This is a genomic window from Pseudoxanthomonas sp. (assembly GCF_035999195.1).
GTDB lineage: Bacteria > Pseudomonadota > Gammaproteobacteria > Xanthomonadales > Xanthomonadaceae > Pseudoxanthomonas_A.
Map to the genome: position 1 here is coordinate 1,672,913 of NZ_DASYGY010000009.1, position 23,761 is coordinate 1,696,673.

The 23,761-nt window shown below is 68.3% G+C and carries 20 protein-coding genes; 3 read left to right on the top strand and 17 right to left on the bottom strand.

Going from position 1 to position 23,761, the window contains the following annotated elements; all coding sequences use genetic code 11:
* Nucleotides 1-28 precede the first annotated feature (28 nt).
* The 7 genes from VGN58_RS14905 to VGN58_RS14935 form a co-directional block, all read right to left on the bottom strand.
* On the bottom strand, nt 29-703 hold the full coding sequence (locus tag VGN58_RS14905; RefSeq protein WP_327483960.1) for a DUF484 family protein: 675 nt from the start codon (nt 701-703) through the stop codon (nt 29-31).
* Complete coding sequence (dapF, locus tag VGN58_RS14910; protein WP_414710803.1) at nt 700-1,563, bottom strand: diaminopimelate epimerase; 864 nt, start codon at nt 1,561-1,563, stop codon at nt 700-702. Before dapF ends, VGN58_RS14905 begins: the two co-directional genes overlap by 4 nt.
* The gene (lptM, locus tag VGN58_RS14915; protein WP_327483962.1) at nt 1,556-1,765 is read right to left on the bottom strand and encodes an LPS translocon maturation chaperone LptM; all 210 of its coding nucleotides are present in this window, start codon (nt 1,763-1,765) and stop codon (nt 1,556-1,558) included. The genes dapF and lptM overlap by 8 nt, the downstream gene beginning before the upstream one ends.
* Before the next feature lie 40 nt (nt 1,766-1,805).
* The gene (locus VGN58_RS14920) at nt 1,806-2,243 is read right to left on the bottom strand and encodes a YbaN family protein (protein ID WP_414710827.1); all 438 of its coding nucleotides are present in this window, start codon (nt 2,241-2,243) and stop codon (nt 1,806-1,808) included.
* Nucleotides 2,244-2,459: 216 nt separating this feature from the next.
* Nucleotides 2,460-4,631, bottom strand: a complete 2,172-nt coding sequence (locus tag VGN58_RS14925) for a S9 family peptidase (protein WP_327483963.1) — start codon at nt 4,629-4,631, stop codon at nt 2,460-2,462.
* A gap of 163 nt (nt 4,632-4,794) precedes the next feature.
* Nucleotides 4,795-6,900, bottom strand: coding sequence for a prolyl oligopeptidase family serine peptidase (locus VGN58_RS14930; protein WP_327483964.1), 2,106 nt, complete (start codon nt 6,898-6,900; stop codon nt 4,795-4,797).
* Between the two features lie 76 nt (nt 6,901-6,976).
* On the bottom strand, nt 6,977-7,300 hold the full coding sequence (locus VGN58_RS14935; RefSeq protein ID WP_327483965.1) for a hypothetical protein: 324 nt from the start codon (nt 7,298-7,300) through the stop codon (nt 6,977-6,979).
* 147 nt (nt 7,301-7,447) lie between these two features.
* Here VGN58_RS14935 and VGN58_RS14940 point away from each other — a divergent pair, with 147 nt between their 5' ends.
* Nucleotides 7,448-8,026, top strand: coding sequence for a lipocalin family protein (locus tag VGN58_RS14940; protein ID WP_327483966.1), 579 nt, complete (start codon nt 7,448-7,450; stop codon nt 8,024-8,026).
* Nucleotides 8,027-8,186: 160 nt separating this feature from the next.
* On the opposite strand, the gene VGN58_RS14945 is transcribed toward VGN58_RS14940, so the two are convergent.
* Nucleotides 8,187-9,158: a YafY family protein gene (locus VGN58_RS14945; RefSeq protein ID WP_327483967.1), complete on the bottom strand. Its 972-nt coding sequence runs from the start codon at nt 9,156-9,158 to the stop codon at nt 8,187-8,189.
* Nucleotides 9,159-9,829: 671 nt separating this feature from the next.
* On the opposite strand from VGN58_RS14945, the gene VGN58_RS14950 reads away from it, so the two are divergent.
* The gene (locus tag VGN58_RS14950; RefSeq protein ID WP_414710828.1) at nt 9,830-10,567 is read left to right on the top strand and encodes a DUF481 domain-containing protein; all 738 of its coding nucleotides are present in this window, start codon (nt 9,830-9,832) and stop codon (nt 10,565-10,567) included.
* 10 nt (nt 10,568-10,577) lie between these two features.
* Here VGN58_RS14950 and hemC read toward each other — a convergent pair whose 3' ends face one another.
* The 4 genes from hemC to VGN58_RS14970 form a co-directional block, all read right to left on the bottom strand.
* Nucleotides 10,578-11,486, bottom strand: a complete 909-nt coding sequence (hemC, locus tag VGN58_RS14955) for a hydroxymethylbilane synthase (RefSeq protein WP_327483969.1) — start codon at nt 11,484-11,486, stop codon at nt 10,578-10,580.
* Between the two features lie 37 nt (nt 11,487-11,523).
* On the bottom strand, nt 11,524-12,252 hold the full coding sequence (locus VGN58_RS14960; protein WP_327483970.1) for a LytTR family DNA-binding domain-containing protein: 729 nt from the start codon (nt 12,250-12,252) through the stop codon (nt 11,524-11,526).
* Between the two features lie 94 nt (nt 12,253-12,346).
* The gene (locus tag VGN58_RS14965; protein WP_327483971.1) at nt 12,347-13,033 is read right to left on the bottom strand and encodes an alpha/beta hydrolase; all 687 of its coding nucleotides are present in this window, start codon (nt 13,031-13,033) and stop codon (nt 12,347-12,349) included.
* Nucleotides 13,034-13,069: 36 nt separating this feature from the next.
* Nucleotides 13,070-13,984, bottom strand: a complete 915-nt coding sequence (locus VGN58_RS14970; protein WP_327483973.1) for an energy transducer TonB — start codon at nt 13,982-13,984, stop codon at nt 13,070-13,072.
* 319 nt (nt 13,985-14,303) lie between these two features.
* On the opposite strand from VGN58_RS14970, the gene VGN58_RS14975 reads away from it, so the two are divergent.
* Entirely contained in the window at nt 14,304-16,508 is a 2,205-nt protein-coding gene (locus tag VGN58_RS14975; RefSeq protein ID WP_327483974.1) for a sensor domain-containing protein, read from the top strand.
* Here VGN58_RS14975 and VGN58_RS14980 read toward each other — a convergent pair.
* The 5 genes from VGN58_RS14980 to VGN58_RS15000 all read right to left on the bottom strand — a co-directional run bounded on the left by VGN58_RS14980 (nt 16,483) and on the right by VGN58_RS15000 (nt 23,708).
* The gene (locus VGN58_RS14980) at nt 16,483-17,352 is read right to left on the bottom strand and encodes an NAD-dependent protein deacetylase (protein WP_327483975.1); all 870 of its coding nucleotides are present in this window, start codon (nt 17,350-17,352) and stop codon (nt 16,483-16,485) included. The two genes, VGN58_RS14975 and VGN58_RS14980, sit on opposite strands and share 26 nt — an antisense overlap.
* Nucleotides 17,353-17,368: 16 nt before the next feature.
* The gene (locus VGN58_RS14985; RefSeq protein ID WP_327483976.1) at nt 17,369-18,874 is read right to left on the bottom strand and encodes a tryptophan halogenase family protein; all 1,506 of its coding nucleotides are present in this window, start codon (nt 18,872-18,874) and stop codon (nt 17,369-17,371) included.
* Between the two features lie 10 nt (nt 18,875-18,884).
* Nucleotides 18,885-19,904, bottom strand: coding sequence for a cupin-like domain-containing protein (locus VGN58_RS14990; protein ID WP_327483977.1), 1,020 nt, complete (start codon nt 19,902-19,904; stop codon nt 18,885-18,887).
* Entirely contained in the window at nt 19,888-20,595 is a 708-nt protein-coding gene (locus VGN58_RS14995) for a SapC family protein (RefSeq protein ID WP_327483978.1), read from the bottom strand. The genes VGN58_RS14990 and VGN58_RS14995 overlap by 17 nt, the downstream gene beginning before the upstream one ends.
* A 125-nt stretch (nt 20,596-20,720) precedes the next feature.
* Nucleotides 20,721-23,708, bottom strand: a complete 2,988-nt coding sequence (locus tag VGN58_RS15000; RefSeq protein ID WP_327483979.1) for a TonB-dependent receptor — start codon at nt 23,706-23,708, stop codon at nt 20,721-20,723.
* Nucleotides 23,709-23,761: the final 53 nt, after the last annotated feature.

Genomic DNA, 23,761 nt, shown 5'->3' on the forward strand with positions numbered 1-23,761 from the left:
ATGACGGGGGAGGATTGCGGAGACGAGTTCAACCATCGAACCGCTTCAGCGCCGTCACCAGCGTGTCGCCCATCATGCGCAGGAACAGCGTGCCCATGCCGGGATAGAAGCGGTTGCCGTCGCGGCTGCCGACCGCGACCAGACCGATGCCGGGCAGCGGCAGCAATGCGGACGAGGCAACTTCCTCGGCACGCGACCCGTACAGCAGCACGTGCTTCTCCGGCTGCAGGCGGCCGCAGATCGGCTCGCCGTCGCGCAGGCAGTCGCGGAACGGTGCCATGTGCGGATTGTCGGCCGGCACCACCTGCAACCACTCGCTTTCCTCCAGGCCGGCGATCGGCTGCAGCAGCACGATGCTGACGCGGTCGCCGTTGAAATCCTCGGCCAGCGAGGCCGCCATCGCACGCACGGTGTCGGCGGCGGTCCCCTGCTTCATCAACGTCAGCGCCAGCTGGTGGGTGCGCACGGCCAGGCGCTCGTTTTCCTGCGCATTGGCGAACAGGTCGCCCAGGCGCTTGGAAAGCTCGCGGTTCTTGTCGCGCAGCACTTCCAGCTGATAGCTGGCCAGCGACGCCGTCGGACCTTCGTCGCGCGGCACCACCATGCTCAGCGCCAGGTCCGGGAACTGCTTCAGGAAGGTCGGATGCCGCCGCAGCCACGCCGCGACTTCGTGCGCACCCATTTTTTCCGCTGTCTCGCTCATGCTGTCCATTCCCCTTCGAATACGAATGCCGCCGGCCCGGACATGATGACCGGCGCGTCGTCGGACGGCCAGCGGATGCGCAGTTCGCCACCGGGCAACACGATGGCCACGTCACGATCCACCCGGCCACGACGGATCAGCACGGCGGCGGCCGCGCAGGCACCGCTGCCGCAGGCCAGCGTCTCGCCGACGCCACGCTCGTACACGCGCAGGCGCACGCGGTCGCGCGCCACCACTTCGGCGAAGCCGACATTGACCGATTCCGGGAAGTGCCGCGCCCGCTGCAGCAGCGGGCCGTAATGCGCGACCGGTGCCGCCTCGACGGAGGGCACTTCGATCACGGCATGCGGATTGCCCATCGACACCGCGCCGAAACGCAGCCGCAGGCCTTCGTCCACGTCGGCGTCGTACTCCGCCCGCGGCTGGTCGAAGCCCTGCAGCGGGATGCGGGCCGGCACGAACTCGGGCACGCCCATGGCGATGGCATAGCGGTCATCGCCGATGCGTTCCACCGCATGCGTGGCAAGCGGACTGTCGACCTCGAAGACATCGCCCCGGGCGACACCGTCGCGCACCAGCCAAGCCGCGACGCAGCGCGCACCGTTGCCGCATTGCTGCGAGCCGGAGCCATCGGCGTTCCAGATGCGGTAGGCCGCGACCGAACCGGCGCTGCGCGGCGGTTCGATGGTCAGGATCTGATCGCAGCCCACGCCGCGGTGCCGGTCGGCCAACGCGGACGCCAGCGCGGCATCCGGCGGCGGCGCGCCATCGCGGAGATCCAGCACCACGAAATCGTTGCCGGCCCCGTGCATCTTGGTGAAACGCATCGCCCTGGACCGCGCGTGCGGAGACTCAGCCATTCCCGTCGGTGGCCGGCACCGTGGCCGGATCGATCGGCGGCTCGGCGGGGACGCTGTCGGTCGCGGGCGGTGCCGCCTCGGCCGGCGTCACCGGCGCCTCTTCGACCGGCTTCTCCGGCATGAACAGCGGGCCCTTGGCACCGCAGGCGGACAGGGCCGCCATGAGGGCGGCGGCGAAGGCAAGACGGACGTTCCGGTTCATGCCGCGAGTATAGCCACAGCGGGATGAATGCGATCGTCGATCACCGGCCGTGCGGCGGCTCCGGACGTCGCCACAGCCAGAGCGCGACGGTGGTCATGCAGGCGATCGGCAAGGCGACCATCCACCCGCGATGCGAGCCCATCCACAGCATTGCGGCCAGCAGGATCGCCGCACTGACCAGCATCGTCCACGTGGCCGCCCACTTGGCGCGCCGGGAGACCGCACGGTGCAGATGCCAGTCGTGGATCATCGGGCCGAAGCGCGGGTGGGTGACCAGGTAGCGGTGCAGACGTTCGGAGCCGCGCGAGGCGGCATAGGCGGCGATCAGGATGAAGACCGTGGTCGGCAGGCCGGGCACGAAGACGCCCACGATGCCCATCCCCAGGCTGGCATAGGCCAGCAGCCGCCACGCCCAGCGGAAGCGCGCAGGGCGCGCGTCGGGCAGGTCGCGCGGCGGTGGCGGAGACGGCTCGTGCACGGCGACCTTGTACCCCAAATCCCGCACCGACGGCGCAAACATGCTCTGCGCGGAGCGGACCACCACGCCCCAGCTTGCCATGACGCATCACTCCGACCGAGGACCTGCCAGGGTATCGGCTGGCCAGGAGCGTCACTGAAGCGCCGCCTGTCGGCGACGGGCCGCAGACGGAAAGAGCCGGGTTTCCCCGGCTCTTTATGTTGCCGCGCGAAGCGGTTACTTCGACGCCACGCCCAGCTGGTCCAGCATGAAGGCGTACATCTCGGCACGCTCGCGGTACTGGCGGAAGCGGCCCGACTTGCCGCCGTGCCCGGCCTCCATGTTGGTGCGGAACACGACGGTGTTCCTGCTCGTGTTCAGGTCACGCAGGCGGGCGACGTACTTGGCCGGCTCCCAGTACTGCACCTGCGAGTCCCACAGGCCGGTGCCGACGAACATCGCCGGGTAGGCCTTGGCCTGCAGGTTGTCGTAGGGCGAGTACTTCAGGATGTAGTCGTAATAGCCCTTCTCTTCCGGGTTGCCCCACTCGTCGTACTCGTTGGTGGTCAGCGGGATGCTGGGGTCCAGCATGGTGGTGACCACGTCGACGAACGGCACCAGGGTCAGGATGACCTTGTACTTTTCCGGCGCCATGTTCGACACCGCGCCCATCAGCAGGCCGCCGGCGCTGCCGCCCATTGCGGCGACGCGATCCTTGGCCGCATAGCCTTCCTTCACCAGGTAGTCGGTGACGTCGATGAAGTCGGTGAAGGTGTTGATCTTGTTGTACAGCTTGCCGTCGTCGTACCACGCACGGCCCATTTCCTGGCCACCGCGGATGTGCGCCAGCGCGTACACCACACCGCGGTCGAGCAGGCTGATGTTGGTGATACTGAAGTTCGGATCCATCGACGAGCCGTAGCTGCCGTAGGCGTACTGCAGCATCGGCGCCTTGCCATCACGGGCGACGTCCTTGCGGTAAACCAGCGTCACCGGGATCTTCGTCTTGCCGTCGCGGGCCGGCGCCCACACGCGCTCGGTCACGTACTTCGAGGCGTCGTAGCCCGGCACCGGCTGCTGTTTCAGCTGGCGGCGTTCGCCGGTCTTCGTGTTGATTTCGTAGGTCGTGGCCGGCGTGGTCATCGACGTGTAGCTGTAGCGGACCCAGTCGGTGCCGGTTTCGGGATTGGCGGACAGGCCCATCGAATAGGCGGACTCATCGGCCTTGATGTACTCGCTGCTGCCGTCGGCCTTGACCACGCGCAGGCTTTCCAGCGCATTGGCCCGCTCGGAGACCACGCTGAAGCCGTCGAACAGCTCGACACCCTCGACGAACACGTCGTCGCGGTGCGGTATCCAGTCCTTCCAGTCCTTGCGCGAGGTCGAGCCCGTCGGCGCCGTGACCACCTTGAAGTTGGTGGCGCCGTCGGCATTGGTGCGGATCACCCAGCGGCCACCCAGATGATCGGCCTGGTACTCCACGTCGCGCTCGCGCGGCGCCAGCACGGTGAAGACACCCGGATTGGCCGCCGGCGTGCAGCGCATCTCCGAGGACACCGTGCTTTCCACGCCGATGCAGATGAACTGGTCGTCGCGGGTACGGCCGATGCCCATGTAGAAGCTGTCGTCTTCCTCTTCGTAGACGAGTTTGTCCTGGCTGGCCGGCGTGCCCAGCACGTGCGACTTCACCCGCTTGCTGAGCAGGGTTTCCGGATCCTTGTCCACGTAGAACAGCGTGCGGCCGTCATCGGACCAGACCAGGTTCGGCTCGGCATTGGTCACGGTATCCGGCAGCATCTCGCCGGTGTCCAGGTTCTTGAAGCGGATCGTGTACTGGCGGCGGCCGTTGGTGTCGTCGGCATAGGCCAGCAGGCGGTTGTCCTGGCTGACCTCGTAGTCGCCGACGCTGTAGTAGTCCTTGCCTTCGCCCAGCGCATTGACGTCCAGCAGCACCTGCTCGCCGGCGAAGTCGCCGGCCTCGTTGGCCTTCTGGATCGACACCGCGTCCACGCCCGGGCCGTCCTTGCGGCGCGCGTGCACGGGGTAATCCTTGCCCGTCACGAAGCGCGCGTAGTACCACCAGCCGCGCTCGCGGTACGGCACGCTGGCGTCGTCCTGCTTGATGCGCGCGACGACCTCGTTGTAGAGCGTGTCCTCCAGCGGCTTCAGCGGCGCCATCACCGTATCGGTGTACTTATTCTCGGCTTCGAGGTAGGCGAGCATCTCCTTGTTCTCGCGCTTGTCGTCGCGCAGCCAGTAGTACTCGTCGTTGCGCTCGGCGCCGTGCGGCGCCTTCACGACGTGCGGCTTCTTGGCCACGTCGGGCGGGGTGGCGGTGGCGGCGAAAGCGGAGGTGATCGGGGTACTCATCAGGACGGTCGCGGCAAGCAGGAAGGAGGTCGGCTTCATGGATGGGGTCCGGGGATGCGGGATGCAATGCGTCGGGATAGGCCCCCTCCCCCGCGTGCGGGGGAGGGTTGGGGTGGGGGACAGCGGCTCCGTCTGACGTCGGCGCTGCCCCCTTCCGCCCTTCGGGCATCTTCCCCCGCAGGCGGGGGAAGGGAGCGAAGACTTACTTCGACAGCTGCTGCCAGAGGAAGGTATAGGCCAGCGCGCTCATGTGCGCGGCCTGGGCGTTGTTCGCCGCGCCGCCGTGGCCGCCCTCGATGTTCTCGTAGTAGCGCACGTCCTTGCCGGCATCCAGCATCATCGCCGCCATCTTGCGGGCGTGGCCGGGGTGCACGCGGTCATCGCGCGTCGAAGTCATGAACAGCGTCGGCGGATAGTCCTTCTTCGCATCGAACAGGTGGTACGGCGAGAAGGTCTTGATGAACTCCCAGTCGGCCGTGTCGGGATTGCCGTACTCGGCCATCCACGACGCACCGGCCAGCAGATGGCTGTAGCGCTTCATGTCCAGCAGCGGGACCTGCACCACGACCGCACCGAACAGCTCCGGATACTGCGTCAGCATGTTGCCGGTCAGCAGGCCGCCGTTGCTGCCGCCCTGGATGCCCAGGTGCTTCGGCGAGGTGATCTTGCGGGCGATCAGGTCCTGCGCGACCGCGGCGAAATCCTCATAGGCCTTGTGGCGGTTGGCCTTCAGCGCGGCCTGGTGCCAGCGCGGACCGTACTCGCCGCCGCCGCGGATGTTGGCGACCGCATAGACGCCCCCCTTCTCCAGCCAGCCCTTGCCGACGCCGCCGGAGTAGCCCGGGGTCATCGAAATCTCGAAGCCGCCGTAGCCGTACAGCAGGGTCGGCGTGCTGCCGTCGTACTTCAGGCCTTCTGGACGCACCAGGAAGTACGGGATCTTGGTGCCGTCCTTCGAGGTGGCGAAGTGCTGCTCGATCTTCTTGCCGGACGCATCGAAGAACGCCGGCATCGACTTCAGCTGTTCCGGCTGCTTGCCCAGCTCGACCAGCGACAGCGTGGTCGGCGTCAGGTAGTCGGTGACCGTCATCCAGACCGCATCGCTGCTGTCGGCATCCACCGCGCTGACGCTGATGGTGCCGAAGCCGGGCGCACCCACGAACTCGCTGCGCTTCCAGCCCGTCGCCGAGGGCGTCAGCACGCTGAGGCGGTTCTTGACGTCGTCCAGCACGTTCAGCACGACGTGGTTCTTCGTGACGGACATGCCCGCGAGCGAGGTGGTCATGGTCGGCTCGAACAGCACGTCGAACGTGCGCGTGCCGGCCATGAAATCATCGAACTTCGCCGCCAGCAGCGAGCCGGCCGCGTAGGTCGTGCCGCCGACGGTCCACGGCTCGCGCAGCTCCAGCGTCAGCCACTCGCGGAACACGCCCTTGTTGGCCGAGTTGGGCGCGTTGATCTTGGCCAGCGTGCCGTCGGCGCGGCGCAGGTACAGCTCGTCGTTGTAGAAGGCCAGCGTGCGGCTGACGAAATCGCGCTGGAAGCCCGGCGTGTCGTCGTGGTAAGCCGCGATGTACATGTCGTTCGGCTTGCCTTCGTAGACGACCTTGGCGCTGTCCAGCGGCGTGCCGCGCTTCCATTCCTTGACGATGCGCGGATAGCCCGAGCTGGTCAGGCTGCCGGCACCGAAGTCGGTGTACACGTAGACGGTGTCGGCGTCCTTCCAGCCCAGGGCGCCCTTGGCCTCGGGGCGATAGAAGCCGTCGGCGAGGAACTTCTTGTTGACCAGGTCGAACTCGCGGGTCTCGTCGGCGTCGGCGCCGCCGCGCGACAGCGCGATGAGGCAACGCGTGTAGTCGGGCTTGCGGCAGTCGGCCCCGTGCCAGACCCAGTTCTTGCCTTCGGCCTTGTTCAGCGCGTCCAGGTCGAGCACGGTTTCCCACTGCGGCTGCGCCTTGCGGTACTCGGCCAGCGTGGTGCGGCGCCAGAGACCGCGCTCGTGCTGCTTGTCCTTCCAGAAGTTGTAGTAGAAGTCGCCGATCTTCTGCACGCCGGGAATCTTGGCGTCGGAGTCGAGGATGGCGCGGATGTCCGCTTCCAGCTGCCTGAAGGCGGGCGTGGCCGCGATCTCGGCCTCGGCCCTGGCGTTGACACTCTTCACCCAGTCGAGCTGCTTCTGGCCTTCGACGTCTTCCAGCCACGCATACGGGTCGTTGGACACATCAGCCTCCGCGGCGTGGACGGGGGCGGACATCACGCCCGCAACGGCAAGACCTGCGGCCAGGCAGGCATGGGTGAGTCTGGGCATCGGGGAGCGCTCCGGAGGTGCAGTTCATGAACATGTCACGCTAGCACAAGGCCCGGAGGCCACCCCCTGCCGAAGGTCAGGCCGCCCGGACCACGCCCGCGTGGCGGGCACGCAGGCGACGGGCCTGGGGCGAGCGGCGGCGGACCGCAGGGCGAAGCCGGCGCGCTGCCGCCGGCAGGCGGAACCGGTGCAGCGCCCACCACGCCACCGCCGGCATGCCGACCAGCCACAGCGGCAACCAGCCCAGGGCATCGGTGCTGGCGCGCGCCAGCGGCACCAGCAACACCAGCGCAAGTCCTGTCAGGACGGCCCGACGCAGCATGCGATCCAGGGCAGCGTCGGGACGATCGGGATCGACCGGACGTGACGAGGGGAATGACGCGATGGACACGATGGACATGGCAAGGGGCTCCCGTGAGGTGATGTCGGTACGACGTCACACTGGCGCACGGGCATCTCACGGACTGCGACATCACCGGTTAACATCTTCCTCGCATCCTGCTGGCTAGCGTGTCCGTAAGACGGGGAGAAAGGAGTCAACATGCCCATGCCGTTGTTTCCCCGTGTGGTCCGCCTCGCGCTGTTGGCCTGCCTGCTGGCGCTGATGGCCGGTTGCGGCCATCGCGGCGCCGTCCGGGAAGACCCCGCCGCGCTGGACCTGCCCCGCTTCATGGGCACGTGGAACGTCATCGCGCACGTCCCCTACTTCGCCGAGCGCGGGCATGTGGCCGCGCGTTACGAATACGCGCTGCGCGACACCGACAAGGTGGGCGTGACGTATCACTACCGGGAAGGCTTCGACCAGCCCGGACAGACGCGCGAAGCCCGCGCCTCGGTCAAGGGCGACTCCGGCAATCGCGAGTGGACGCTGTGGTTCGTCGGCGTGGTGCCGGCGAAATGGCGCATCCGTGAGGTGGCGCCCGACTACTCCTGGGCGCTGGCCGACTACCCCGGCCGCGACATGGGCTGGATCCTGGCGCGGGATCCAATGATGGACGATGCGCTTTACCAGGACCTGGTGAAACGCGCCCGCGACCACGGCATCAATGCCCGCCAACTGGTGCGTGTGCCGCAGCTGCCGCAGCAGGTGGGGACGCCGGGATTCGGCGAACCGAAAGAACCGTGATTCGGCATCCTGTAGGAGCGACGTCAGTCGCGACCGATTGCGGACGTTGCCCTGGATGCTTCGCAACAAGAGTGGCGCCTGCTTCCTGCGCCATAACGCGTGAGTACCGCTTCAAGACACTCGAGATCAGTGGTCGCGACTGACGTCGCTCCTACATGGATCATCGCTTCTCGTAGTTCGACAGCGCCAGTTCCAGCAGCGCCTTCGCCTGCTCGCGCAGCACGGCGGGCTCGACGATCTCCGCGTCGGCGCCGTAGTGCAGGATGTCCATCAGCAACTCGCGCGAGACGCTGTAGGGGATCTTCAGCTCGTAACGGCCATCGGGCAGGTGGCGGCCCTGCTGCTTGGAATGCCACTGTTCGTCGGCGACCCAGCGCGCGGCCTTGGCGCTGAACAGGATGCTCGCCCAGCCCTTCGGCTCGCCGGAGAAGATGCCGTAGCTCGAGGCCAGATGCTGGTTCAGTTCCTCATTCGGAAGGTCGCGCGCGGCCTCTTCGGCCAGCCGCGCGTTGCTCACGCGGTCGACGGCGAAGCTGCGCAGGGCGTTGCGCTCGTGGTCCCACGCATCGAGGTACCAGTTGTCGCGGTAGTGGGTGATGCGCTGCGGCGACACCGTGCGCCGGGTGCGCTCGTCGGTGGAACGGGCGCGGTATTCGAACTGCAATTGTTTGCGCTCCAGCACGGCCGAGGCGACGGTACGGAAGCTGGCTTCGTCGAGCTTGCGACCGCGGTGCGGGATGACGCGCACACGGTCGACCGGCCAGTGGTCCACGCCGGCATGGTCGGCCAGCAGGCTTTCGATGCGCTTCTGCAACGGCGCCAGCGCGCCCGACAGCACGCCGCCCCCCGTGCGCACCAGCAACTGCTGCGCCGCCAGCAGCGCATACAGCTCTTCCGAGCTCAGCCACAGGCCGGGCAGCTCGAAACGGTCGCTTTCGGCGGCGTGGTAGCGGAACCCCGCTTCGCCGTCGCCCTCGATCGGCGCCATCAGCGCATCGCGCAGGTACGCCAGGTCGCGGTAGACCGTCGCGCGCGAACAGCCCAGTTCCTCCTGCAACCGCTTCACCGTGACCGGGTAGCGGGCCGCCTTGAGGAGTCGGTGCAGGGCGGTGATGCGTTCGATCTTGTCCATGGGCGGCACGGCAGGGGGCGTGCCCGGATTATCACCGACGGATGGCCGTTTTCATCGCCCCGTCGCCGTTGGAACAGGCAACGGGGACCTGCGCCGACGGCGTCTTGGGCCCGTGCGGTGCCTGGTGCCCCGGCGTGTCCTCACCGTCGTGGCGCCCTCAACGCGCGGACCCAAGGCGCTGTCGCGCCGCACTACGCCGGCAAGGAGTGTGCACCGCTCTGCCAGCACGTGCTCACCGACGCACGCCTGCCATGGGCCCATGCGGCGCACGCGATCTTCATCCTCGAAGCACGGTCTCCGGTCTGCGCGCAACGGATGCGTCCAGCCCGACGCCAGCGACCCGCAAGGGGAACGCCGTCGATCGTGACGGCCATCGCGGATCGGACGCATGCGCGTGCGCGAGTGCATGTCGCAAACCTGAATCCGAACAAGCACTTGGGTTGTGGTGTCACACATCGCCGCCTACCATGTAACCGATTACAACCATCCTCCCCGAGACTGCCATGCCCGCCCGGATGCCCCGTTCCCTGCTCGCCTTCGCCCTGCTGGCGGGCGGCGCGTGCCAGGCCAGCGCCGCCGATATGTCGCTGCCACGCAACGACAAGGTCGACGCGACCACGACCGGCAAGGGCTTCACCAAAGAACACGGGATGGCGCTTCCGGTGGTGGCCATGGCGGTGCGTCCGATGCCGGAAACACCCCCGCCGCCTCCGCCGCCCGCACCGAAGTTCACCGGCGGCGGCGAGCTGGGCTTCGCTGCCGCCAGCGGCAACAGCAACAACGAAAGCTTCAACGGGCGCCTGGACCTGACCTATACCGATGGCGGCGCATGGCGCCACAGCGGCAGCCTGTTCGGACTGCATTCCCGCTCCGAATACAACCGCACGCTGGACGACGGCAGCATCGTGCGCGACCGGCGCACCACCGCCAACCGCTACACGGTGACCGCCAACAGCGCCTACCTGATGGACGAACGCGGCACGCTCAACACGTCCGTGCGCCATGAGGAAGACGACTTCGGCACCTACAGCCGGCAGCAGTCGGTGAGCCTGAGCTACGGCAACCGCGTGATCGAGAACGAACGCGCGCACTTGGACCTGCAGGTCGGCCCGGGCTTTCGCCGCGCCTACGACACCCTGGACGGACGCAACGAGGCCAGCTTCATCGGCCGCGGCCTGATCGACCTGCGCTATGCGCTGAGCGAGAACACCGAGATCGTCAACAAGCTGCTGGTCGAATCGGGCGAGTACAACACGTTCGCGCAGAACGATCTGGGCGTGTCGGTGACGATGAACTCGCACCTGGCGCTGAAGGCCGGCTGGCAGGCGCGCCACAACAGCGATGTCGCCCCCGACATCAAGAAGACCGACACCCTGACCACCATGAACGTGGTCTACCGCTTCAAGTAGGCGCTGTCCTTCAGGCGAGGAACGCGCCCGCGCCCTGCTCCAGCAGCTGCGCGGCGACCCGGCGACCCAGCGCATCCGGATCGGTGGCCGGTCCGCGCGCTTCCGTGCGCAGCAGCTGTCCGTCGGCCACCGAGCCCACCAGGCCCGACAGCACGAGCTCGTCGCCGTCGCGCTGCGCGAACGCCGCGACCGGCACATGGCAGCTGCCATGCAGCGCGCGGTTCATCGCCCGCTCCGCTTCCACGCAGACGCGCGTGGCGGCATCGTCCAGCGCGGCGAACAGCGCGAGCAGTTCCGGATCCTCGGCGCGGCACTCGACCGCGACGGCACCCTGCGCGGGTGCCGGCAGCCAGTCCGGCGCATCCAGCCGCGCGCGGATGCGCGAGGCGAAACCGAGCCGCTGCAGGCCCGCGCACGCCAGCACGATGGCGTCGTATTCGCCGGCGTCCAGCTTGGCCAGGCGCGTGTTGACGTTGCCGCGCAGGTCGCGCAGGTCCAGATCCGGGCGCAGCGCGCGCAATTGCGCCTGCCGGCGCAGCGAGGACGTACCCACGCGCGCGCCCTGTGGCAGCGCCGCGATGTCGGCGTACAGATTCGAGACGAAAGCATCGGCGGGATCGGCACGCGTCAGGATGGCGGGCAACGCGAACGGCCCCTCCAGTTCCATCGGCACATCCTTGAGCGAATGCACCGCGCAATCGGCCTCGCCGCGCAGCATCGCCAGCTCCAGTTCCTTCAGGAACAGGCCCTTGCCGCCGATCGCGGCGAGCGACCGGTCCAGCACTTCGTCGCCGCGCGTGCTCATCGGCACCAGCTCGACGACGACGCCGGGGTGCGCGGCGCGCAGGCGGTCGGCGACATGTTCGCTCTGCCAGAGGGCGAGCGGGCTCTTGCGGGTGGCGATGCGCAGCGTGGTCATGCGGGCATTATCCCGCATGGCGCGGCGATGGCGGGGATCAGAGCGCCTTGACGGTCTCGCGCAGGCCGGCCACGCAGCGCCGGCTGACCTCCAGCGGGGCCTTGCCGTGGCGCAGGATGGCCTGCACATGACCATCGCCGACGCGCTTGATCTCGACCAGTTCGTGTCGGGCCACCAGGCAGTTGCGGTGGATGCGCACGAAGCGCCCGCCGAACTCCTCCTCCAGCGACCTCAGCGACTCTTCGATCAGGTCCTCGCCACGGGCGTGGTGCACCACCACGTACTTCTCTTCGGCCTGCAGGTAATGCACCTCGTCCACCGGGATCAGCCGCAGGCTGCCGCGCAGACGCGCGCACAGGTGGGTGCGCGGCTGGCTGTTCGCCGCCGGCGGATGGCTCTCGCGACCGGCGATGAAGGTGCGGGCACGCTCCAGCGCCGCCGCCAGGCGTTCGGGGCGGATCGGCTTCATCAGGTAGTCGATGGCGGCGGCCTCGAACGCGGAGAGCGCGTGTTCGTCGTACGCGGTGCAGAACACCACGGCCGGACGCGGGTCGAAGGCGGCCAGGTGGCGGGCCGCTTCCAGGCCGTCGACCCCGGGCATGGCGATGTCGAGCAGCACCATGTCGGGACGATGCTCGGAGCAGGCCTGCAGCGCGTCGAGGCCGTTCTCGGCTTCGGCGACCACCTCGATGCCGGCATGTTCGGCCAGCAGGGCGCGCAGGCGTTCGCGGGCCAGGGATTCGTCGTCGGCGATGACCACTTTCACGGCAAAGGCGTCCTCGTTGAACGTTGGCGTGATCCCCCGCGGCCTAGGTTACCCATGCCCGCGCCCTGCGTCACCCGGTCGGGATACGCGGGGATTACAACGCAAATCGTTGCGCCATCCAGTCACCCAGGTCACGGATTTCCTCCGCGCAGACCTGGTGCGCCATCGGATAGCGGTGCCATTGCACGTCGAAACCCAGCTCGCCCAGCACCCGCGCGCTCTGCTCGGCATGGACGAGCGGGATCACCGGATCGCCACTGCCGTGTGCCATGAAGACGGGCTGTGCGGTCGCCGCCTGGGCGAGATGGGACTTGGCTTGGGCCGCGCCCGGCAGGTAGGTCGACAGCGCGATGAGCCCCGCCAGCGGCACCTGCCTGCGCAGGCCGGCGGCCAGGGTAATCGCGCCGCCCTGGGAGAACCCGGCCAGCAACAGCCGCTTCGGTGCGATACCGCGCGCCTGTTCGCGTTCGATCAGCGCTTCCACCTGGGCGATGGATTCGTCGATACCGGCGCTGTCCGCACGGGTGGGAAAATCCATGCCCACGATGTCGTACCAGGCCCGCATGCGCACGCCGTTGTTGATGGTCACCGCGCGCACGGGCGCGTGCGGGAACACGAAGCGCAGCGCCGGCCAACCCGGACGGACCAGCTCGGGCACCAGCGGCGCGAAGTCGTGGCCGTCGGCACCCAGCCCGTGCAGCCAGAGCACGGACCACTGCGGCGCCGGGCCGGTTTCCTGTTCGACGGTATCGAGGACGGCGGAAGCGGAAGAGATCGTCATGCCGTCATTCTGGCCGCAGACGCGCGCGGACACCACTCAGCCGTCGCGGGCACCACCGGCGGGCAAGCGGAACCGCACGGTGCGGCTCGATGCATGCGCCCGTCCGGTCGCCTCGAAACGCCAGCGCTGCGCCACGGCGAGCGCCGACGCATCGAACATGCCGTCTGCGGTCGACGACAGCAGGCGGACATCGCGCACGCTGCCATCGGGCTGGATGGTGAAGGCCACTTCCGCCTGTCCTTCGATGCGCGCACGCAGCGCCGGCAAGGGGTAGCGTGGCTGTGCATCCTGCAGCAGCCGCGGCGGCGGCGCGCCCTGCGCGGTGCGCGATGCCGCCGGCGGCGTGCTGGCCGGCGGGGGCGCGTCCTGCACCGCCGCCGGCGCAAGCGGAGGCGGCACGGGCTCGGCTTGCGACGTGGGGGCTCGCGCCACCGGTACGGCAGCCTGCGACGGCAACGCGGGTGCGGCCGCTGCGGGTGCAAGCGGTTGCGGGGCCTCCTGCGCGATCGCCGCTTCACGTGCCGCCTGTGCGCGCGCGAGTGCGGCCAGGGCGGTGCGCAGGCGTGGCAACGCTGGCGCACGGGCATCGATGCGCTCGATCAGGCCCTGGAGTCGCAGCGCCTCCGGCGCGTCGCCGCGCGCGATCGCCTGCTCGGCGGCGATCAGCACGTAGGGTTGCAGTTCGGCCAGCGCCGCCTGCGCACGCGCCTGCTCCGCGACCTGCGCACGTGCGGCCAGGTAGTATTCCACCGCGTTGTCGCCCGCCGGCGACAGCATCCGGCCGGCGGACAGCGCACGCGTCGCGCGCTCGTACGGCGCCGCAGGTTCGTCCCCGGTTGCCACGTCGATCGCAGCCGCTTCTTCCCGGCTCACCGCGGGTGCCGCCGCATCGCCGCACGCCGTCATCCCCAAGGCGATTCCCACGCCCACCCACATCAACATCGTTTTCATGGCCGCCCCTGTCCTGCGGTCGGCAAATCTAGGCGGCGTTGATGACGGGCATGCGTCAGCGACCGGGATGCCGCTCGGCCGGGGCAAGGGTCGTGCGGGGCGCCCCTCCTGTGCACCCTCCCGGAGCACAGGGTGCACCGGTGCCATTGGAACCGTTTGCAGGCGCGCCTGCGGCCCGCGCACCGCGAAACTTCAGGTACAGTGAGATGATCCGGGGCCGATATCACGACGTACCGCCCCCCGGGGAGCGGCCCGGCAGCGCGTGCCGCCGCGACCCCCTCCATCATGCGGCAACCGTTCTTTTGGGGAAGAACCGACCGTGAGGCCTACCGCCATCGCCATGCCTTCGCACATCGCCGATGGCGAGCCCGACGTGTCCTGGGTCATCGACCACAGCGACAACGCCATCGTCGTCTGCGACGACTCCGCGCGCATCACCTGGACCAACCAGGGCTTCACCCGGATGCTGGGCTATACGCGGGAGGACGCCGTAGGCCGGCGGCCGAGCGATTTCCTGGCCGGTCCGCACACCGATCCGGAAACGGTCGAATGGGTGCGCGGACAGCTGCATACGCAGCAGGGCTACCGCACCGAACTGCTGGTCTACGCCAAGAACGGCGTGCCGCTGTGGATCTCCGCCGTGGTGAACCCGGTGTTCGATCCCGAGCGCAACGTGCGTTACCTGCTCGGCGTGTACACCGACATCACCCACAGCAAGCTGCACGAGGAAATGCACCGCAAGGTGCTGGGCGCGATCGTGCGCGAGCAGCCGCTGCGCGATGTGCTGACGCTGATCTGCCGCGAAGTAGAGAAGGTCATGCCCGAGGCGGTCGCGTCGGTGATCGCCGTGGACGACTACGGCCGCCTGCGTCCGCTCGCCGCCCCCAGCCTGCCGGACACCATCGCCGTGGTCATCGACGGCGAGCTCGCCGGCCCCATGGTCGGCGCCTGCGGCTCGGCCGCCTGGAGCGGGCAGCCGGTCGAATGCGGCGACATCGAGCGCGATCCGCGCTGGCAGGCCTACAACGCGCCGTTCCTGGCGCTGGGCATCCGCGCGTGCTGGTCCAGTCCCATCAAGGGGAACGACGGGCGCGTGCTGGGGACCTTCGCCCTGTACTACTGGGAAACGCGCGCACCGGACGAGTTCCACCAGCGCGTGGTCGACGTCTGCCTGCACCTGTGCGCGCTGGCCATGGAGCGCGAGCGTGCGCACGCCCGCATGCACCAGCTGTCCTTCTACGACACGCTGACCGGCCTGCCGAACCGGGCGCTGTTCAACAGCAAGGTCGAGCAGATGCTGCTGGGGGCGGCGCGACGCGATACCCACGTCGCGCTGCTGTTCGTCGACATCGACCGCTTCAAGATCGTCAACGACACCCAGGGCCACACCGCCGGCGACATGCTGCTGCGCGAACTGGCCAAGCGGCTCGGCAGCGAACTGCGCGAGGGCGACGTGGTGGCGCGGCTGGCGGGCGACGAGTTCGTGCTGGCGGTGCCCGATCGCACGGCCGAGGAAGCCGCCAACCTCGCCGACCGCCTGATGGCGCGCCTGTCCGAGCCGGTCAGCGCCGGCCGCATGATGCTCACCCCGCAGGCCAGCGTGGGCGTGGCGATGTTCCCGTCCGACGGCTGGGACGTCGACTCGCTGGTGCGGCATGCCGATATCGCCATGTACCGCGCCAAGTCCGAAGGCGGTGGACGCATCGTGTTCTACAGCCTGGAAATGAACCAGGCGATGCAGGAGCGCCTGGCGCTGGAGAACGCCCTGCGTGACGCCATCCGCAGCGGCCAGCTGCGCCTGCACTACCAGCCGCAGGTCGCGTTGGACGACGACGCCACGCTGCACGGCGTCGAGGCGCTGCTGCGCTGGCGGCACCCGGAGATCGGCGAGATTTCCCCCTCCACCTTCGTGCCGATGGCCGAGGAGTGCGGCCTGATCGACGAACTGGGTCGCTGGACGCTGGAGGAGGCCTGCACGCAGATGGCCGACTGGCGCCGTCGCGGGGTGCCGGTACCGCGCGTCTCGGTCAACCTGTCGGCGATCAACTTCGAACAGCAGGACCTGCCCAGCTTCATCGGCAACGTACTGGGCAAGTGCGGGCTGTCGCCCGCCGAACTGATGGTGGAGGTGACCGAAAGCGTGATGCTGGCGCAGAAGCCGGAAGTGCTGGCCAACATCGACGCGATCCACCGGATGGGCGTGAGCCTGTCGATCGACGATTTCGGCACCGGCTACTCCAGCCTGAGCCATCTGCACCGCTTGCCGATCAGCGAACTGAAGCTGGACATGAGCTTCGTCCGCGACCTGGAGCACAGCGAATCCGCGCGCGCGCTGACCACCTCGATCCTGCGCATCGGCGAAAGCCTGTCGCTGAAGGTCGTGGCCGAGGGCGTGGAGAACGCCGCCCAGCGCGCCGTGCTGGCGTCGCTCCACTGCGACCTGCTGCAGGGCTACTACGTCTCGCGGCCGCTGTCCCCGCACTCGCTGGAACGCTGGGTCACCCTGCAACCGCCGGCCGGGTGAGGGCGGAACGCGCCGGGTCGTCCAGCAGAAACCCGAGCGCATCCCCGCACGGCGCCGCCAGGCGGAACTGCAGCAGGTCGTCCGCACGGGTGCGCCCCAGGCCGACCGCGGCCACCGGCAGGCCGAGGCGCACGGCGGCATGCACGAAGCGCAGGCCCGAATAGACCATCAGCGACGACCCGACCACCAGCATGGCGTCGGCGCGCCCGAGGTGCGCCATCGCCGTCTCCACCCGCGCACGCGGCACGTTCTCGCCGAAGAACACCACGTCCGGCTTGAGCATGCCGCCGCAGGCCTCGCAGGCGGGCACCTGGAACAGGCTGAAATCCCTGCCCTCGAGATCGGCGTCGCCATCCGGCGCCGGGCTGGCGTCCAGCGACAGCCAGTCGGCATTCGCCTGCGCCAGCCGCACCTGCAGCCGCTCGCGCCGCGACACCGCCGTACAGCCCAGGCAGGCGACGCCGTCGAGCCGTCCATGCAGATCGATCACGGCGGCATGACCGGCGGCCTGGTGCAGGCCATCGACATTCTGGGTCAGCAGCACTTCGCAACGGCCCTGGGCTTCCAGCGCCGCCAAGGCGGCATGCGCGGCATTCGGGCGGGCTGCCGCGACGCGCGGCCACCCGAGCAGGCTGCGCGCCCAGTAGCGTTGGCGCGTGACGGGATCGCCGACGAAGGCCTGGTAGGTCACCGGCGGCGTGCGCTTCCATGCGCCCTGCTCGTCCCGGTAGTCGGGGATGCCGGACGCGGTGCTGCACCCGGCACCGGTCAGCACGAACAGACGGCGGTGCGCCGAGACGAACTCTTCCAGTCGCGTGTCGATCATGCCGGCAGCATAGGCCATGCCGCGCCTGCGTGGCTCAGGGCTTCGGCGCGGGACAGTAGCTGCGCAGGTAGTCCATGTGCGCCGGCATCTGCCGCGCCGTGTCCAGCACGTTGCGGCGGATGTCGTCGAGGAAACGCTGCAGGTCCGCCGGCGACATCACGTCGGCCGTCGGGTGGTAGCGCTTCGGCACGATGCCCTGCCCCATCATCACCTGGATCCAGGAGTTCTCGCCGAACAGCTCGCCGGGCACATGGAACACGGTGCCGGTCTCGCGGAACAGGTCGATGCGATGGCGCAGCGTGGACGGGATGTCCATTTCGGCGATCTCGCGCCAGTAGGGCGAGTCGCGCCGGTCGCTGACCTTGTAGTGCATGATCACGAAGTCGCGGACATGCTGCAGTTCCTCGTCCAGGCGCGCGTTGTACTCGTCGATCGCCGGCTGGGTGATGGTGTGCGGGAACGTCTGCAGCAGGCGAACGATGCCGCGCTGGATCAGGTGGATGGTGGTCGATTCCAGCGGCTCGATGAAGCTGCCGGCCAACCCCAAGGCCACGCAGTTCTTCGCCCAGCACTGCTGGCGCTGCCCGGGCCGGAAGCGGATCGGCCACGGCTGCTTGATCACCTCACCCTCGACGCTGCCGAGGAATTCCTCGCGCGCCTCGTCGTCGCTCATGTGGCGACTGGAGTAGACGATGCCGTTGCCGACGCGGTGCTGCAGCGGGATGCGCCACTGCCAGCCCGCCTTGCCCGCGATGGCGCGCGTGTACGGCACGGCGTCGCGCACGGCCGTGGTCTGCGTGGCCAGCGCGCTGTCGTTGAACAGCCACTGCGACCAGTCGGTGTAGCCCACGCCCAGCGCCTTGCCGATCAGCAGCGCACGGAAGCCGGTGCAGTCGATGAACAGGTCGCCCTCGATCGTCTCGCCGCGTTCCAGCTTGATGGAGGAGATGCAGCCCTCGGCATCGGTGGCCACGTCGACGATCTTCCCCTCCACGCGCTTGCAGCCGTGGCGGGCGCTGAAGTCGCGCAGGAAGCGTGCGTAGAGCGCGGCATCCATGTGGTAGGCGTAGTTGACGTGGTAGCGCGGCAGGTGCGAGAAGCGATCCTGCAGCGCCGCCTGCAGTTCGATGCAGTAGTCGCTGTACTCGCTGGCCATGCCTTCGGCGCGGCCGCGCAACCAGAAATGCTGGAAGCCGGCGGACCAGTGGTCCTTGCCGCTGATGCCGAACGAGTGGATGTAGCGGTGGTCGACGTCCTTCCAGTGCTCGAAGGAAATGCCCAGCTTCACCGTGCCCTGCACGGCGGACATGAAATCCTGCTCCTTGATGTCGAGCAGGCGATGGAACACGACCAGGGTCGGGATGGTCGCCTCGCCCACCCCGACGGTACCGATCTCTTCGGACTCCACCAGGGTGATGTCGAGCACCTTGCCCAGCGTCTTCGACAGCGCGGCGGCGGCCATCCAGCCCGCGGTGCCGCCACCGGCGATGACGACGCGCTTGACGGGACGGGGCGTGGCGACGAGTTCTTGGCTTTGCATGCGGTGGACTCTATCGGTTCAGGCGCTGCACCAGCAGCGCACGCAGGTGACGGACACGGTCTTCGTCGAGCGACGCCAACACGCGCCGTGCGGATTCGGGGATGTGGGCGGCATCGACGGCTTCGTCGTAGCCGAACACGTAATGGTCGAACACGTCCTTCCAGATGGCGCGCTCGTGCGGCGGCAGGTCGCGCAGGCTGGTGATGGCCAGCATCAGCGCGTTCATCGGCGTGTCCATCCACGCGGGCGTGCGGCGCCACCAGTAGTTCACCAACACGTTGAAGGGATCCAGGCCTTCCATGTGATGCCACCACATGGACGGGATGAACACGGCATCGCCGGGCGCGAGCACCGACGTGCGCGCGTGGCGCATCGCGTCGGCAAAACGGGGGAAGCGCTGCAGGTCCGGCGCAGCGAAATCGACCAGGCTCACCGCCTGTCCGGCCGGCGTGTGATCGAGCGGTCCGATGTAGAGGTTTGCCAGTTGGTCCGGGGGGAACAGCGTCACCCGTCGCCGGCCCGCCACCACGCAGGCCAGATTGTCCGGCACGTCCTGGTGTGCCGCGATGCGGCTGCGGTTGCCGATCCAGATGCTGGCCAACGGATCGCGCGCACCCAGATCCATCGGATTCTCGGCGCGGAACCCCGGCAGGAAGGTGTCCAGCGTGGTCGACGCCACATAGATCGACGGCGGCGCAACGGCATCGAGGTACTTGCGCAGCGTATCCAGCGCGACCGCCAGCGGCACCTCTTCGCGCCGGAAGTTGAAGCCGCTCAGGTCCGCGTTGTAGAAGACGCGTCCGCCGGCCTCCGGCGGCGCCACCGTGGCGACGACCGGCATGCGGCCATGATCGAAGCGCTTGAGGTACGCGATCGCTTCCTGGGCGGAGGCGCGTGCCGCCCGCACCGCAGGCCAGGCCGACGCCAGGCCGCGCAGCACCCGTGGCGTGCTGCCCGACAGCAGCGACTCCGGTACGGCGGCGGGATCGCACCCGCCCACCTCTTCGATGGGATCAGGCAGCGGCAGCACGGCGTCGGTTGATCCGCTCGATCAGGTCGCGGAACCGGGAGAGCGAGGCCAGCACCATGTAGATGGGCAGCAGGTGGCCCTCGCGCGCCAGCCGTTCCAGCGCCGCGCCCGGCAACGCCTGCAGGCGCGCCTCGTCGATGGTGTGGAAGCCGGCCAAACGGTTGTGCGAACCGTCGTCCAGCTTCACGTCCAGCACGAACGACTCCAGCAGTTCGTGCTCCACCAGCGCATCGATGAAGGCGGGCGTGGCGACCACGCCGTCATGCAGCGCCAGCAGCACGGACTTGATCCGTTCCAGGTAGTCGGTGGCGACGCCGTGTTCGTGGAAGAGCCTCTCGCCGCCGTCGAGGGTGACACGCGGGTGCTGCAGGTCGACGTGCAGCAGACGCTCCTCGCCCGAGACGCCGACGAGGAACGGCTGCCGCCGGATGGACAGCGGAACGTAGGTGGCATCCCAGCGCGTCCCGTCGAGGAACAGGTTCTCGCCCTCTTCCAGGCCCAGCAGCGCCAGCGGCACGAAGCGCCCCTCGCCATCGCGCGCGAACACGATCGGATAGTGCGCCTGCACGTCGCGGAACTCCGCGGGGAACGTCAATGCACGCATGACCGCATCGCCGAGTGCTGCGCCGTGTCCGGCGTGGACGCGCAGCGTGCGGTGTTCGACGTTGTTCAACAGCACATGCTGGCTCATCGGCGCTCGCAGGCCATCTGTAGTGGAAAGCACGGTCCCCGGGCATCGTGCCCGAACCCATGGCGCAAAGAAAGACGGAGCCGCCGGACACGCCGACGACTCCGCCCTGGATCACGCAGCGAGGATCAGAACTTGTACCGCAGTCCGAACATGTAGCGCGGACCGGTCTGGGTGGCGAACCGCACCATGTTCTCGTGACGGGCGTGGGTGCGCATCGTCTCGTCGGTGAGGTTGATGCCTTCCAGGCTGAGCGTCAGCTGCGGCGTCACCTGGTAGCTGACGTTCATGTCGAACTGGCCGTAGGCTTCGGTGTAGTTCGGGTTGTTGCCCTGCCCGCCGACGCCGCTGAAGAACTTGTCGCGCCAGTTGTAGGCCGCACGCACCTGCCACGGCCCCTTGTCGTAGAACGCCACCAGGTTGGCCGAATCGCTCAGGCCCGCCAGCGGATACTGGTCGCCCAGGTCCGTGTCGTCGAACGTCAGGCCCGAATCCACCTTGGTGTAGTTCGCCGCCAGGCCGAAGCCGCTCTCGCCGAACACGTGCTGCACGTTGATCTCGAAGCCATCGAGCGTGTCCGAACGCTGGTTGGCCGGCACGGTGATGTTGAAGCCGGCGATCGGATCGCCTGGCTGGCCGGTGATCGTGCCCGCCGCCACGTCGACGCCCGGATCGTTGGCGTGGTTGGCGAAGATGTAGTTGCGGATGCAGTCGCCGTCGGTCGGCAGGCAGCCGGCCGCCAGCGCGTTGTTCCAGTACGTGCCGCCCACCGGCGTATGCAGGGAGAACGGTTCCTCGCGCACCACGGTATCGCTGATGAAGTTCTCGATGTCCTTGCGGAACCAGCCGACCGAGAAGTAGCTGCCCGATCCGTAGTACCACTCGAACGACAGGTCGAAGTTGTCCGACAGCAGCGGCTCCAGCGCCGGATCGCCGCGGCTGCCGTCGCCGCCGCTGATGCGCACCACGTTGGCCAGCTGCTGGCCGCCGCGGATGGCGCCCCAGCCGGGGCGGCCGATGGTCTGGCTGTAGCTGCCGCGCAGCACCATGCTTTCGCTGAGGTCCAGCTTCAGGTCCAGGTTCGGCAGCAGGTAGTCGTACTTGCCCTCGCGCCGGCCGAACGACTGGCCGTCCGCATAGTTCACGTACAGCTCGTTCGCGGCCACCCAGCTGATGGTCTCGCCGACGCGCTCCAGCGCGGTGGAGACCACTTCGGTTTCCTCGTAGCGCACGCCCAGCGCCAGGTGCAGCGGCATGGACCAGTCGAACATCGTGGTCCACTGCACGTACGCGCTCTTCGACTTCTCGGTCGTGCGGATGTCGTCGGTGAACTGGGTCGGCATCTGGTAGCAGGTGGCGCAACCGGATTCGGTGATCGCGGCCTGGCGCAGGCGCTCGAAGTCGAACACCAGGAAGGTGTCGGTCCAGTTCGGATTGTTGTGGTTGCCGAACGCGTCGAAGTAGCGCGACATGTGGTCCGCGTACCAGATACTGTCGTCGTAGTCGGCCGGCGTCCCCACGCCGCCCCACGTATCGCGCTGCATCACCGCCGAAGCGGAGCGGTTCCGCACGTCCATCGCGGACACGCCGAAGTCCAGGCCCGAGTACTCGCCGAACTCGAAGCGGCCCTTGGCCTGCATCTGCTCGACTTCGGACTTGTTGTAGCTGTTCTGGAACACCGAGCCGGTCACCAGCGCCTGCGAGGCCAGCACTTCGGTCTGGCCCGGCGGCAGCACGACGTTGACGATCGGGATCTCGCCCGAGTAGTCGACCGTGGTGGTGCCGCGCACGTAGGCGGCCACGCCCAGCACGCCGGCCGAACCGAGCGGACTGTCGGGCTTCGATTCGGACTGCGAGTTGTGGTAGTCGAACTCGAGGTTCAGGTTGTCGCTGACTTCCCACTCCACGTTGAAGCCCAGCGAATCGCCCTGCGTCTTGGTGGCCAGTTGCATGCCACCCATCGACAGGTCGGCGCCGGTCATGTCCTCGGAGTAGATGATCGGCGCCGCGACCGGACCGTCGGTCCACGAGCTGTCGCCCGGGCCGTAGTTGAACCACACCGACAACTCGCTGCGCTGCTGCTGCACCTTGTTCTCGATGTAGTTGTAGTCCAGCGTCGTGGTCACGCGGTCGGTGGGCGCCCACTGCAGGGTCACCTGGCCGTTGGTGCGCTGGCGCTGCACGCCGTTGACGCTGTAGCCGGTGTTCTGCGGACGTGCATAGACGTCGTCGAGCCCGGGACGGTTCTGGATGCGGTCGTAGTAGGTCTCGCCCGGCAGCGGCAGGCGCTGCCAGCTGTTCGAATTGTCGCCGTAGAACGTCAGCCAGCCATCGGCCACCGACGCCTGGTTGAAGCCGGAATCGCGCTCCTGGTAGCTGCCGCTGAGGGTCACGCCGAAGCGGCCATCGGCATAGGTCTGGCTGAAGATGCCGGACATCTCGCCGGTGAAATCGCTGCCCTGCAGGGTGTCGGGCAGGTTGCGGTTGGAGCTGTCGTTGACCGCCTTCAGGCCGAACGTCGCCACCGGATCGGCTTCCAGCGGGCGCGCGGTGCGCACGTCGATGGTCGCGCCGATGCCGCCGGTCGGATTGTCCGCGCGACCGGTCTTGAAGACGCGCACTTCCGAGATCGATTCGCTGGCCAGGTTGGCGAAGTCGAACGAACGGGACGTGGAGTTGCCCGCACCGCCGCTGCCGAGGTTGGACGCCGGCATCTGGCGGCCGTTGAGCAGCACGAGGTTGTAGTCCGGACCCATGCCGCGCACGGTGACCTTGGAACCTTCGCCGCTGGACGTGCGATCGATCGACACGCCGCTGATGCGCTGCAGCGATTCGGCCAGATTGGTGTCCGGGAACTTGCCGATGTCCTCGGCGACGATGCCGTCGACCACGCCCTGCGCGTCGCGCTTGAGGTTCATCGACGACTCGAGGCTGGCGCGGATGCCCTTGACCACGACCGTGTCGAGCTCCGTGGCATCCACCTGGCCGGTGACGGCGGGCGCGGCGCCGGTATCGCCCTGCGGCTCGGCCTGCTGCGCCCACGCGGGGCCGGCGAGCGCCAGCAACAACGCGGATGTCAGCACCCGCTTCCTTGGAACGGACTGCAACTGCTTCATGGACTTTCCCCTCTCCGGAAATTCACGAATGTGGTGGTGTACGTGCTCGCGGC